This is a genomic window from Pseudoalteromonas sp. AWH4_217 (genome assembly GCF_056161105.1).
Genome location: NZ_JBSWYM010000009.1, coordinates 149,719 through 163,870, shown reverse-complemented (window position 1 = coordinate 163,870; position 14,152 = coordinate 149,719). Strand labels below are relative to the sequence as shown.

Annotated in this window: 8 protein-coding genes; all 8 read right to left on the bottom strand. The window is 46.9% G+C overall.

What is annotated here, in order from left to right; genetic code table 11:
* Positions 1-6: 6 nt before the first annotated feature.
* The 8 genes from ACXAH1_RS13080 to malQ all read right to left on the bottom strand — a co-directional run bounded on the left by ACXAH1_RS13080 (position 7) and on the right by malQ (position 14,150).
* Positions 7-777, bottom strand: coding sequence for a DUF418 domain-containing protein (locus ACXAH1_RS13080; RefSeq protein ID WP_475197261.1), 771 nt, complete (start codon positions 775-777; stop codon positions 7-9).
* A 329-nt stretch (positions 778-1,106) separates the two neighbouring features.
* Positions 1,107-2,324 (bottom strand): EAL and HDOD domain-containing protein, encoded by a 1,218-nt coding sequence (locus tag ACXAH1_RS13075; protein WP_138543345.1) that lies wholly within the window; start codon positions 2,322-2,324, stop codon positions 1,107-1,109.
* A 158-nt stretch (positions 2,325-2,482) separates the two neighbouring features.
* Positions 2,483-4,024: a glycogen synthase gene (locus ACXAH1_RS13070; protein WP_475197259.1), complete on the bottom strand. Its 1,542-nt coding sequence runs from the start codon at positions 4,022-4,024 to the stop codon at positions 2,483-2,485.
* A gap of 10 nt (positions 4,025-4,034) precedes the next feature.
* A complete protein-coding gene (gene glgC, locus ACXAH1_RS13065) occupies positions 4,035-5,336 on the bottom strand; it encodes a glucose-1-phosphate adenylyltransferase (protein WP_253049980.1) in 1,302 nt (433 codons plus the stop codon).
* 31 nt (positions 5,337-5,367) lie between these two features.
* Positions 5,368-7,851, bottom strand: a complete 2,484-nt coding sequence (locus tag ACXAH1_RS13060) for a glycogen/starch/alpha-glucan phosphorylase (protein WP_475197258.1) — start codon at positions 7,849-7,851, stop codon at positions 5,368-5,370.
* Complete coding sequence (glgX, locus tag ACXAH1_RS13055) at positions 7,844-9,943, bottom strand: glycogen debranching protein GlgX (RefSeq protein WP_475197256.1); 2,100 nt, start codon at positions 9,941-9,943, stop codon at positions 7,844-7,846. Before glgX ends, ACXAH1_RS13060 begins: the two co-directional genes overlap by 8 nt.
* Positions 9,937-12,171: a 1,4-alpha-glucan branching protein GlgB gene (gene glgB / locus ACXAH1_RS13050; protein WP_475197255.1), complete on the bottom strand. Its 2,235-nt coding sequence runs from the start codon at positions 12,169-12,171 to the stop codon at positions 9,937-9,939. The genes glgX and glgB overlap by 7 nt, the downstream gene beginning before the upstream one ends.
* Complete coding sequence (gene malQ / locus ACXAH1_RS13045; RefSeq protein WP_475197254.1) at positions 12,168-14,150, bottom strand: 4-alpha-glucanotransferase; 1,983 nt, start codon at positions 14,148-14,150, stop codon at positions 12,168-12,170. Before malQ ends, glgB begins: the two co-directional genes overlap by 4 nt.
* Between the last annotated feature and the right edge of the window lie 2 nt (positions 14,151-14,152).

Sequence of the window (14,152 nt, the reverse complement as noted above, 5' to 3'; positions counted from 1 at the left end):
TTTGTGTTACGCACGGCTCAGATACCCTACGCAACGCTTCAATATGTACTCAGCCGGACCCGATTGTTTGGTCCTATCAAGCAGTATAGCCAAAATCACTTGCCCCAGCGTAAGGATCAGGAAAAACAAGAAGTAATCAACGCGGGTAAATGAGAGTCGGCTGTCCGGAAAAACAAAATGAAAAAAAACTATTCCGATGACCGTTTGGGTTAAGTAAAGCGTCAAAGAATAACGCCCCACTATCGCCAGCACGCCGCTCAACGTGGGGATGTTTTTATATATAGCTTGAATCAAAACTAAATAACATAGTGCCATAGGGATGGCTGCGAGCCAGTTTACTGTTTCGAGCACCTGCCCCATGACCGACTCTTTCACAAGCCAAAAGAGCAACGAGACACAAAAACTGGCCCACCATGCGGCCCATAGCCACTTCCGGGCAAGTAATATTTTCTGTGTAAACCATCCGCGTTCATACAGCTCCATACCCAGCAACATTAATCCGAGGGTATTCCATAAAGTGGCAATGGGGATGAGTAAAATCATCATGGTGAAGTTGCCCATATTCTGGCTCAGCAACTCGTTGTAGGTCAGCGGCAAAGTATCCATCACAATGGCATATTCCACGCTCGTCCGATCTATGGCGGGTTCACGCACAAGATAGCTGAGTACAACTAATAAACCCACAGGCAAAACGGTCAGTAAGCCAGCTGCAAACAGTCTCTGTTTTGATTCTAACCACATCAGAGCCAGCAATCCTGACAACGCGTAGTTTAGCAAAATGTCTCCGGGCCATAGCAAGTACCCATGCAAGATACCAAACAAAGCGAGTATGCAGAGCCTGGTTTTTATAGGGAATAGGCGGTGAGCGCTCTGCTCATATCTCTTAAACTGGATCAATAAAGCGGCGCCAAACACCAGGCAAAACAAGGTTCGAAATCGCCCATCAGCCAACACAGTGGTCAGAAAAGATAACACCTGTTCAAACAGATCTGTGTCGACAGGAGGAATATAGCCATACGAAAAATTGGCCATAAAAAACAGGTTGGTCAGGCTCAAACCAAGTAAAGCAAACCCCCTAACACTGTCAATAAATGGATTTCTCAACATTAATACACATGATCACGATACATATCAGCCCAAGTAACAGCCGACGCATGGAACTCGGGTAAGCTTTCGTCTGGCATATTGAGTAATGCACAGGCTTCTTGTAATGCCCACCAGCTGCCACTCTCATAGGCTTTCACGACATTCAAAATGTAATACAACGTGTTTGATTTACCTAACAGCGCGTCGTGTATTATTTCTGGAAATGGCAAACGTCCCACCAACAACTCCATTGGCTTATCTAAAATTGCATCAAGCAATGAAAACAGCCCCGTCAGAAAACTCATACTTGCAATGCCAGGGGCGATCTGCTGGGCAATCAGCTCACAAAAGCGTGAACGAACAATACTCAGACGGGTCAGCTCGGTTGGCTTGTTCGTTGCTACATGTGCCGTCATGATAAGATTTACAAACTTGAGCACACGCTCATTACCAAGGTAAACAAGCGCCTGTTTCAGGGATTCGATGCGGCTTTTTATCGGAAAGACACCAGAATTTATCAGACGTAGCAGCTTGTAGGCCAATGCTGTATCCTGGGCGAATAGCTCGGAGATCCGCCCCAAATTCATATGAGGTTTCAGCACTTCGGCATAAATCAACATGACTATGGCATAATTAATTTCGATGTCCTGCTGGGATATCATGGTTGGTTTTGCAAAAAAGTAACCCTGGAAAAATGTAAAGCCCATCTTTTTCGCTTGCACGAACTCTTCTTCAGTCTCGACTTTCTCGGCGAGTAACTTGAGGTTTTTGCGCTGCTTTAGTTGCTCTACCAGTGGGGCTATCGTCTCCAGCGGACTTTCAACTAAATCAAACTTAATAAGTCTGACCAGCTTAAGGAAAGGCTCCCAGTCTTTAGAGTAGGTGAAGTCATCCAGCGCCAGACGATAATTATTATGAAACAGTTGTCTCACTCTTTCATAATTATCCTTCGTTGGAGGAATGGTTTCGAGTAACTCGAGGATTACGTCACTGCTTGGTAAGAAATGTGCAAGCTCCTGATTCAGTGACTCTTCACCGATATTGATAAGCGCCTTCTTTCCCGACGTCAGATAACGGGTGCCCAGATTGAGCTGGTTGTCCATAATCAGCCTGGCTGTCGCGGCATCATCAGCAATGTTGGGGAAGCAATTTTGTTTACCATCACGAAACAGCAATTCATACGCAACCACCTGCTTCTTTCGATTAAAGATGGCCTGCCTTGCCACAAACACTTTCAAATCATTGCTCCCAGCTATCTACTGCTCAAATTAATAGCACTTTTGTTTTATTAGTTTGTTCTATTGGGGAATATTTTAACCCCATTTCATTAGAAAAAAAATCAAACTAAAACATTAATGTATTAGAATAGTCGATAGCTGAGTGAGCAGGCAAACGCCTACTCATACAATTTCTCTATATACTGGCTTGCAATCGTATCCCAGCTGAAGCGTTGTGCCCCTGCATTTGCTTTGATCTCAAGGTATTTCTGTGGGTCATTTCTGTGTACATCAAGCGCTTGCCCTAAGCGCTCCAGTAACTGCTCTGCTTGCTCCGACAAATTATCACCACCGAATAAAAACCCTGTTTCATAATGTATGATGGTGTCTTTCAAACCTCCAACCTGATGTGCCAGGCAGGGCTGTCCAGAACGCATGGCTAACATTTGACTAATGCCGCATGGTTCAAATGAGCTAGGCATCAGGAACAAATCGCCGAGTGTGTAAAGGTGATCTCCCAAAGCTTGTCCATATCCTTGTAAGTACAACACATTCTCATTACGGGCCATCACCTGAGTAAATAGGAATTCCAGATGGGGGTCACCTGAACCCAAAATAACCAGTACACCACCATACCCATTAATCAAAGCTGCAATATGATCGAGAATGAGCCGCCCATCTTTTGGTTGTCTGAGCAACAAAGCTTTCTGATCCGTCAGGCGCCCGACACTGGTGATGAGCGGTCTGCGAAATACTGATTGCTGACGCCACTGAATGACTCTCTGATGTGCAATATAATGGGCCGGTTTAAGCGTGCCTCCGTTTGCCATCCACACAAACAGCGCCTGTTCCGCCAGATCACAGTATTGATGCAAAGAGATGTCATTTGTGTCGTCTGATGATGCATCATAAGTACACCCATTCAGAATTCCGGCCAGTCGCCCGGTTCGATCCGCGGCCTGCATATCATGCTCTAACCCTTCCCCACCAAAAAACCCCCTTTCATGGTCACTACTGAGTTGTACTTCCTGACAATAAGTAGGAGAAACCAGGTGAACTTTGTCAGACAGACTAATCGCGGCACGCATCGGATTAAAACAGTGAGGATAGACATGATCACAAATCTGACTGCCATCATAACTTAACGTAGGGAACCAGGATTCCAGACTGGAATCATCATGTTTGAAAGGGCGGATCCCCTGAAGGGCTAAGTTATGCACTGTGTAAACCGTTTTAATCTGTTTCAGATTTACAAACCGCGGACTAAAGGTTTTTAGCACTGCAACAACCGCTGCGTGCCAGTCGTGTAAATGAAGTACATCGACAGGGCCAATCATTGCATGCTCAAGCAGCTCACTTACCGCAGCGCAAAACAATGCAAACTTATTCGCATCCGTTGCAAAAGGCTGATCACCATCATTGCAATAAATTGCACCATCATGCTGCGAGAACAAAGAGTGTGAAACCACATATTGATCTACACCAGCGTCACTGGCTACCCGCCACAAAGTGGCAGTTTCCAGATGCTGTTTGAAGGGCACTGCGATGTCCGCCACAAACGTCCGATTTAGTGCATACTGACCGTAATCAGGCACAATAACGGAACAACGCACTTGCTGTGTTGCCAGTGCATACGGGATGTCACGGATCACATCCGCAACTCCCCCGACTTTACAATTAGGCAGACGGTCGTTCTCCGCTGCCACCATAACTACATGCATGCTTGTCCTTTTATGCTGTTTCCTGGGTTTGCCCTGCTAACAGCCGCTGTTGCTTTTCTAACGCAGTTAGCATATCACGAGTCACTAGCACGATGCCTTTTTTAGATACTCTGAAACCGTTTCTCTCATCTTGTGCCCTGTCATACCCAATTTCCATCCCCTCCGGGATATGGCAGCTTCGATCAATAATCGCATTTTTTATGCGACAGCCACGCTCAATCACCACACCAGGTAACACGACCGCGCCTTCAATCTCACAGTATGAATGAACATGGACATTAGAAAACAACAAAGATTTACGCACTCTGGATCCTGAGATAATACAGCCGCCAGATACCGTAGAATCTACCGCCATACCGCGACGCTCGTCGTCATCAAAGATGAATTTCGCCGGTGGTAACTGCTCCTGGTAAGTCCAGATTGGCCAGCTCGGGTCGTACAGATCAAGTTGAGGCTGAGGTGAAACTAACTCCATATTGGCTTCCCAGAATGAATCTATTGTTCCAACATCGCGCCAATAAGGCTGACCTGGGTGGCTGGGATCACGAAATGGAAACGCAAATACATTATGCTCTTCAATAATTGCGGGGATGATATCATGACCAAAATCACGACCTGATCCTTCACGTTCTGCATCTTCTTTTAGCTGCTCAAAAAGAAACTCTGTATTAAAGACATAGTTCCCCATCGACGCAAGACACAAACCGGGTTTACCCGGGATTTCGCTGGGCTCTGGCGGCTTTTCATCAAAGCGCCTGACCCGCTTATTCTCATCTACCGTCATCACGCCAAAAGTATTTGCAGCATCCTCACAGGGCACTTCAATACAGCAAACGGTCATATCCGCACCGGTTTCAACGTGCTTTGCAAGTAGTGCACCGTAGTCCATACGGTATACATGGTCTCCGGACAAAATCATTACATACTTAGGTAGTTCATGACGAATGATATCCATATTCTGGAACACGGCATCTGCCGTGCCACAGTACCACTCATCGCCGTAACGCTGAGACGCTGGCAATATTTCCACCGACTCGCCAAGCTCTTTCTTAAAATGGCCCCAGGCACGATTAACATGCCTGATCAAAGAATGAGATTTGTATTGCGTAGCGATGCCGACTCGGCGGATACCCGAGTTAATACAATTTGATAACGGAAAGTCTATTATTCTGTGTTTGCCTCCAAAATACACTGCGGGCTTAGCTCTCCAGTCGGTCAGCTCGTGCAGCCTGCTACCACGACCACCTGCCAGTATCAGTGCATACGTTTCTCTGGTCAGGTTACTAATATATCGGTTTGCATAACTGGGCATTCATTATCTCCATTAAAAGTCTATCTACGATCTACTGCATTGGGGTTAAGCGCCAAATATCGTCACAATATTGTTGAATAGTTCGATCGCTAGAAAAGCTGCCACTAGCGGCCGTATTAAGTATGCTCATTCGCAGCCACTGCGACTGGTCCTGATAGGTTTCAGCGGCTCGTTGCTGAGCTTCTAGATAGCTATCAAAATCGTGCGCGACCAGCCAGGGATCGTGGGGACTGCGAATAGAGGCAATGATGTCGTTAAAAATACCAGGTTCAAACAAGTTAAAATGACCACTTTCTAGCAAAGTCATCGTATTGCTTAAAGCTTGGCTGGACTGAATAATGGCATTGGGGTCATAGTGCTGACGGACCTCATCTGCCTGCTGAGCAGTGGCACCAAATAGAAAGAAATTATCCGCCCCCACCTGCTCTCTGATTTCAATATTTGCACCATCCAAAGTGCCTATGGTCAGTGCGCCGTTCATCATGAACTTCATATTGCCGGTTCCCGATGCTTCCTTCCCTGCCGTTGATATTTGTTCTGACAGGTCGGTTGCTGCACAGATTGTTTCCATCGCTGTGACATTATAATTTGGGAAGAATGCTACTCTTAACAAAGGATTAGCCTGTTCGTCTTTATTAACGACATTAGCGACATTATTAATGAGTTTAATCACTTGTTTGGCCATGGCGTAACCGGGGGCTGCCTTTCCGCCGAAAAGCACGCAGCGTGGTACCATGTTTTGCGTATCACCGCGACGAATGCGGTCGTACAAAGAAATGACGTGCAATATGTTCAATAGCTGACGCTTGTATTCATGGATCCGTTTAACCTGAACATCGAACATCATCTTGGCATCAAATTCAACGCCACATCGCGCTTTAACAAGTTGTGCTAACTTACGCTTATTACCTTCCTTAACGGACTGCCACTGCGTCTGAAAAGCCCTGTCGTCGTAATAACGTCGCAAAGTCTTTATTTCGGAAAAATCAGCTTGCCATTGCTCTCCAATTTTACTGGTAATCAGTTTAGCCAGCGCTGGATTACAATACGCCAGCCAGCGTCGGGGTGTTACCCCATTGGTTTTGTTGTTAAATTTAGCAGGCCAAAGTTGGTAGAAGTCGTGAAAGAGTCCGGATTTGAGTAACTCAGTATGCAGTGCAGCGACACCGTTTACCGAATAACTACCCACAATAGCTAAATAAGCCATACGGATCTGAGGATAATCGCCCTCTTCTATCAAAGATAATGCACGCTGTTTTTCCATGTCACCTGGCCACATAAGTGCGACCTCAGATAAGAAACGCGCATTAATTTCATAAATAATCTCAAGTAACCTGGGTAGCAGGCGTGAAAACAAGGCTACAGACCACTTTTCAAGCGCCTCGGGTAATAATGTATGGTTGGTATACGCCATAGTCGAGGTCGTGATCGACCAGGCAACCTCCCACTCCAATTCATGTTCGTCGACCAGCAGACGCATCAGCTCAGCAACTGCGATACTTGGGTGTGTATCGTTAAGCTGGAAAACATGTAAATCGGCAAATTCACTGAAATCATCTCCATGTTGCTCCACCCATTGATGTAGTATGTCTTGCAAACTAGCACTGGAAAGGAAGTATTGCTGCCTAAGCCTGAGCTCTTTTCCGTTTTCGCTACTGTCATTTGGGTATAGCACCATAGTGATTTGCTCTGCCAGATTCTTTTTGGCAACCGCTTCAGAGTAACTTCCGGCATTGAACTCTTTTAGGTTAAACTCATCCGTAGCCTCTGATTTCCAGAGTCTCAGGGTGTTGACAACCCCATTTCGGTAACCAGGGATCGGCACATCGTAAGGTACTGCCAGTACATCCTGAGTATTCACCCAGATACGATGAGAGCGACCTTGTTTATCCTGGTGAGTCTCTACATGACCAAAGAACTTAATCACTCGGGATTGCTCCGGTGCAGGCATTTCCCAGGGATGCCCCTCACGTAGCCAGTTGTCCGGATGCTCAACCTGGAACCCTTGGTCCAACGACTGATTGAACATGCCATATTCGTAACGGATCCCATAACCAATCACGGGTAACGCAAGCGTTGCACAGCTATCCAAAAAACACGCAGCCAGACGACCCAGACCTCCGTTCCCGAGACCAGCATCGTGCTCGGCCTGTTCCACGGATTCAAATTCAGTGCAGTATTCTTTAAGTGCATCACGAGTTTGCTTCTCCAGGTCAAGACTGAGTACTGCGTTACCTAATGCCCGCCCCATCAAAAACTCCAGCGACAAATAGGCTGCCCGCTTACAATTGTTGTCTGCCAGGTATTGATTGGTTGCTCTGCATCTGGCCACCAGTCGATCTCTGACTGTCAGCGCCAGTGCCTGAAATAAATAGTGTTTTGAATCTCCAACTTTGTCGCGCCCTAGGGTATAGTAAAAGTGTCGCATCAGATCATCCGCAAGCGTACTCTCGTCCAGCTTTGGGGCTTCCTGCCAATGCTTTACAACACACACATTTGACGTTTTCTTAGTCATTCTTGAGATCCTCGTTAAGAGATTGGTATACCCAGGCACTGTGTGCGCTCAGGGTTTGAGTCTGATGGCCATTATCGCTGGTTTCAGTAGGATGTACTGAACTCAGTAGCAGCTTCCAGATTGTTCCTGGAATCACGGGTAGCTTGACCTGCAGATCGTCGTTTCCGGCGTGCAATATCACTAACAAATTTTGCTTTCTAAGCGTATCTGTCAGCATATAGATAAGCGTTTTGTTGTGGCTGTCATGCCAATCACCTTCAGTCATAGGCATTGCATTTTTGCCAAACCAGCTAATATTGAACCGCTCATCTTTGGTATGAATATAAAATGGATGATGGAATATGGCGTAATCACACCTTAACTTCTGAAGCCTAGACATTAAGTCGCATAGCACACTGGCCTCATCTTTGGCGCACCAGTCAGTCAACCTTTTATTTTGAGTTCGGCGCCCAACGATGCTCGCAGGCCAGTCTAGCCAGCTAATTTCATTGTCCTGACAATAGGCGTTGTTATTGCCCTGCTGTGAGTGGCCAATTTCGGTGCCTGCCGCCAACATTGGTACGCCTTTGGACATCATCAGCGTTATGAGCGCACTTTTCTGAATTTGAAGCCTTAACGAGAGGATATGTCCGTGTTCAGTCTCACCTTCTACACCACAATTAAAGGAGATATTTTCACTGTGACCATCGCGATTATCTTCCCCATTGGCAAAGTTATGTTTTTGCTCATAACTCACCCAGTCCGCCAGCGTAAATCCATCATGGCTGGTAAGGAAGTTCACGGAATTGAGCGGCCCACGCTGGTTGTGTTCAAACAGCTCATGCGAACCATGTACCCGCTTAGCCAATTCTGACAAAGTCCCTGCATCCCCACGCCAAAAACGCCTCACAGTATCCCGATATTTGTCATTCCACTCGCGCCAGGGTGATGGAAAACCGCCTAGTTGATAGCCTCCTGGTCCTACATCCCAAGGTTCTGCAATCAACTTTACTTTGCTCAGCACAGGATCTTGTGTGAGTACCTGTAAAAATGCATGGTTTTGAGTAAAGCCATGTTCGGTCCTCGCCAAGATCGTTGCTAAGTCAAACCTAAATCCATCCACCCCCATATATTCAACCCAGTATCTCAGGCTATCTACAACCAATTTTAGGGTATAAGGATCGTCTATATTAAGCGTGTTGCCACACCCGGTGTCGTTAATATAGTTTGCCGGCTCACCCACCATGCGATAGTAACCCGTGTTATTTAACCCTTTGAGTGACAACATCGGGCCATCCATTCCCCCCTCCGCTGTGTGGTTATAAACCACGTCCAGGATCACTTCTATCCCGGCCCGGTGCAACTCTCGCACCATTTGCTGGAATTCTTTGATTTGTCCGTCAACCAGGTAGGCTTTATGGGGGACAAAAAAGCTCAGTGAGTTATAACCCCAGTAGTTTTTTAACCCTTTGGCTGTTAAGAACTGCTCAGAAATAAATGCATGACATGGCAATAACTCAAGTGTTGTAACACCCAGGCTGGCAAGGTGTGCCACAAAATTGCTGTGGCTAAGCCCCAGGAACTTGCCACGCAAATGCTTCGGCACAAACTCACATTGTTGCGTAGCGCCTCGCACATGGCACTCATAAATGAGGGTTTTAGACCAGGGAATACCGGGCCTTGCCCCGTCATATCTGGGTATATCTTCAACCCTGGACTTGGGCATATCCACCGCGTTATCGCTGGTGTTGAATGTCCCAACTGGCAAGTGACAAAAATGTCGCTCACTCCAGGTAAACTCGCCCTGAAAGTCATTACAATAGGGATCCAATAACAACTTGTGATGGTTAAACAGTTGGCCTTTGTCGGGATCATAGAGACCTTTGACCCTGAAACCGTACAAAGCACCTGCGCGCAGCGGAGAGACAAACACAGACCACAAGCCTCCCTCATGACGATACATTGTAAGCGCGGCGATTTCACTGTGCCCGCTTTGATCAAACAAGCATAGCTGTACCTCAGTCGCATCTGGGGCATATACAGCAAAGTTCACGCCTTGTTCGTGCAATGAGCTACCTAATGGGGCAGATTGGCCTCGGTGCGACGTTAACATGACTCGTCAGTACCCAAATACTGTAAATACACGGTGCTTAACGGAGGAATCGTTATTTCTATGCTGTGCTCAAAGCCATGGCTACCAATTGCTTTGCTCTGCAGCATTTGCTGTTGATGTGCGACGGGGGTTATGCCACTGCCATATAAATCAGCGTCATCCGAGTTAAACACGACCTGATAGATACCTGCCTGAGGCACACCAATCCGATAGCTGTACAAAACCTGCGGCGTAAAATGACACACCACCAGCATGAGATCTGCGCGTGATTTGCCGAAACGGGCAAAGCTTAAAATCGATTGTTCACCATTGTGACAATCTATCCACTGAAATCCGCACGCCGAGTTATCAAGCTCAAACAAAGCCGGGGAGTTAGTGTAAAGTTGATTCAAGGACTTGATAGTCTGGTATATACCATTGTGCGCTGGTGATTCCAGTAGCGTCCAGTCCAACCCTGAATTATGATCCCACTCTGTACGCGGAGCCAGTTCACTGCCCATAAACAAAAGCTTCTTACCTGGGTGCGCATACATAAAACCATAATAGGCACGCAAATTGGCGAATTGTTGCCAGTCATCACCTGGCATTTTACTCAATAATGCACCTTTACCATGCACGACCTCATCGTGACTCAGAGGTAAAATATAGTTTTCCGAGTAAGCATAGGCCATTGAAAAAGTCATTTCGTGATGGTGATATTTACGATGAACGGGGTCTCGCTGCATATAGCTTAAGCTGTCATTCATCCAGCCCATATTCCACTTGTAACCAAATCCCAACCCATTGTGCTCAACCGTTTGAGTAACACCAGGCCATGCAGTTGACTCCTCTGCAACCATCATAATATGTGGATGCCGGCCATATCCGCGTGTATTCACCGCTCTGATGCAGTCTATCGCCCCCAGATTTTCTCTGCCACCAAACTGGTTTGGAACCCATTCACCATCTTTGCGAGAATAGTCCAGGTAAAGCATAGAGGCCACAGCATCGACTCTTAGCCCATCGAGTTTAAATACGTCCAGCCAGTAATTTGCATTGGAAAGTAAAAAGCTCTTAACTTCTGGTCGTTCATAGTTATAGATATAAGTATTCCAGTCAGGGTGAAAGCCCTGCCGGCTGTCGGCATGTTCATAAAGGTGTGTGCCATCAAAACGATGTAATCCATGTGGATCAGAGGGAAAATGCCCTGGGACCCAATCGACTAATATGCCCAGGTCCAGCTCAGCACACTGCCCAATGAAATAGCGGAAATCTTCTAGGCTACCAAACCGGCTGGTTGGCGCAAATAACCCCACAGGCTGGTATCCCCAGGAACCATCGAAAGGATACTCACTGACAGGCATAAGCTGAATATGAGTAAACCCTAGGCTCTTCACATAAGGCAGTAAATCATCAGCCAGTTCACGGTATGTCAGATATCGACCATTTTCCTGAGCTCTGCGTTTCCACGACCCTAAATGCACTTCATAAATTGTGATGGGCGCATCAACAGCGTTGCGCTCACGACGCCGCTCCTGCTCCTGCTGGCTGAGAGGCAGATTATGCTGCTCAGGCTGAATAACGCTTGCGGTGCCTGGGGCCTGTTGCATTTTGATTGCATATGGGTCAGCGCGTTCAGTCACAACACCATCCACTCCAACAATGGAGTATTTGTATCCCTGCTCGCCCGTAAGATGCGGCACAAATAGATCCCACACGCCACTGGCAGGGTGAAAGCGCATAAAATGCTGGGTAGCCTGCCAATGATTAAACTCACCTATCACAGATACACTACGTGCGTTCGGCGCCCAAACACAAAATTGGGTACCTGCACACCCCTGATGTGAAATAGCACGGGCGCCAAAATGCAAATGACCGTGCTCTAACGACCCTTCGTTAAACAGGTACATGGCAGCCTCGTCAAGCGCACTGCTAAAATCGTAAGCATCCCGAGTTGTAATCGTCGCTTCAGGGTATTCGATTCTCAGCAGGTAACCTGAAGAAACCGGTTGGCCAAACTGCATCACAAACAATGCAGAGTCGTTTATTCTGTGAAGCTCGGTCAGTTGTTTGTCATGCAAAACAGTGATTGACAGTGCACCGGGCACATATACTCGGATAATGGATCCCTGCCCGGCACTATGTAAACCGAGAAAAGAGAAGGCATCACGAAAACACCCGGCTTTTAGTGCCGAGATCTGTGCTGCATAGTCGTGGGTAATAATGGGCGTCTTACTCGCTGAATTCATGCCTGCTCTCTGATCCTTTTAATTTCTGTCATTAAGTCACTGTTTTGCTTGATTGTTTGCTCTGCCTCTACAGCCAAACGTCGGCGCCAGTTGGGATATTCCCGGTCTGTGCCAGGGATGTTGACGGGTAGTTGTTGCTGTTCCAGATCGTCCAGCTGGATAGCCAGTAATTTGCTCGGACTCGCAGCTAGCTTCTTAAGAACCGCACAGTACACACGCATAGCGTCGCTTTTAATCTGCTCAGCTTGCATTGCACTTAGCTCAAGCCAGGATAACAGGCGCTCTTTATCTTCATTTCTTGTCAGCGCCATCTGCGCAGCTTCTTGTTCATTACACAATTGGTATTCTTTTCTGAGACCTACATCCAAGCAATTCCACCACGCAAAAAACGGCGCAACATCGTGATTGGCGACCATCAGTAACGTATCTGAACGATATTGGTGAGCTGGCTTAAAATGACCACACGGATCTTTTGCGAAATACATCAAAATATTGCCGTAGAGATTTGACTCCTCCATGGCGGTTGATATTTCAGACGGCACAATGCCCAGGTCCTCTCCTATCACCATAGTCTGATTGAGATGAGATTCAATCTTCAAAATGGCCAGTAAATGTTCAAACGGATAGTAAACATAGCACCCGCTTTGCTGACCGTCGGCTTCAAAACACCACCACAAACGCCTGATAGCCATAACGTGGTCAATACGCAGTGCGCCAACGGACATCATGTTGCTTTTCACCAATGAGCGAAAATAGGCGTACCTACCTTGTTTCAAGGTGACTGGATTCAGGGCTGGAAGCCCCCAGTTCTGCCCTGATTCCGCCCATGGATCCGGTGGCGCGCCAACATTGGCTCCTCGTGCGAATAGTGCGTCATTTTGAGCAAACTCATGCCCTTCTTTTGCACACCCTACAGCGAGATCATTGATCAGCCCAATCACCATCCCAGATGCCTTTGTAAGCAACTGGCATGCGCTTAATTGCTCATAGGCCAGCCACTGAAAAAACCATTCTCGCTCGCTAAGAAAACTCAGGTCTAACGCCTGTGTTCTGCTTAGTTTAAACGCTTCGATTGCCTCGCAAACTGCTCGTACACCTTGGCATTGCTCAAACAAGTGCGTTAACTGACGGTACTTCACCTCAGCTACGGCGCAATAGTCAATGTAGTCTCCACGGTGGCTGCTCTGAGCAGACTCATCACTCGTTTCAATAACCAGATGATAGTCTTTGCTGAGCGATTCAACGCTCCAATCCAGTGCAATATACAAAGGATTAATCAGACAGCGGTGAGAAGGACTATAGGGGCTTGCCCGCTCTGGTTGCGCTTCAAATAGCAAGTGAAGTGGATTGAGCAAAATAAAGTCACACTGATTGGCAGCAGCACTGGTTATCAGCTGGTATAGATCCCTAAAATCGCCTATGCCTGAATTACGTGCACTGCACAAAGTGTAAAGCTGAACCGACAGGCCAACTCGTTTTTCGTGGTCGTTTTCTATTGTGTAGCAGCGTGGTGGCACTGACCACAATTGTGTTGTTTTTGTCCCAAACGGCCCTTCTATTTCCGTTTCAAAATAGCCGACTGGCAGCTGACCTAGCCTAACTTTAACCTCAAGATAAGTCTGACTTTCATAGCGATAGTCACCGCACACCGGTGCTTGTGACAATCCGATAGTGACAGACAAAGACAGTTCCGGAATACGAATAACGATAGAGTCACTTCGATATGATTCAGATATCTTTAACGAAAACTCCCCACTGTTGGCATCAGCCAGTGTCACCTCTTCGACCACATTGAGCCAGGGCTTGACATCGAGATCAAAGTTCAGCTCATCAACTTGAGAGCCATTTTCGGTGTTTACACCACAACAGCGTAGCGCGCTGAGCCTTGTTTGGTGATCGAAATAGACATGTTCGCCATTATACTTAGTGTAGTCATAGCCTATTCCATGCAGGTAAAACAGCTGATCCAGCCCTTGCATTG

Coding starts and splice junctions, on each gene's coding strand:
- ACXAH1_RS13070 (WP_475197259.1), bottom strand. CDS start 4,024: ATGCATGTAGTTATGGTGGCAGCGGAGAACGACCGTCTGCCTAATTGT.
- glgC (WP_253049980.1), bottom strand. CDS start 5,336: ATGCCCAGTTATGCAAACCGATATATTAGTAACCTGACCAGAGAAACG.
- ACXAH1_RS13060 (WP_475197258.1), bottom strand. CDS start 7,851: ATGACTAAGAAAACGTCAAATGTGTGTGTTGTAAAGCATTGGCAGGAA.
- glgX (WP_475197256.1), bottom strand. CDS start 9,943: ATGTTAACGTCGCACCGAGGCCAATCTGCCCCATTAGGTAGCTCATTG.
- glgB (WP_475197255.1), bottom strand. CDS start 12,171: ATGAATTCAGCGAGTAAGACGCCCATTATTACCCACGACTATGCAGCA.
- malQ (WP_475197254.1), bottom strand. CDS start 14,150: ATGCAAGGGCTGGATCAGCTGTTTTACCTGCATGGAATAGGCTATGAC.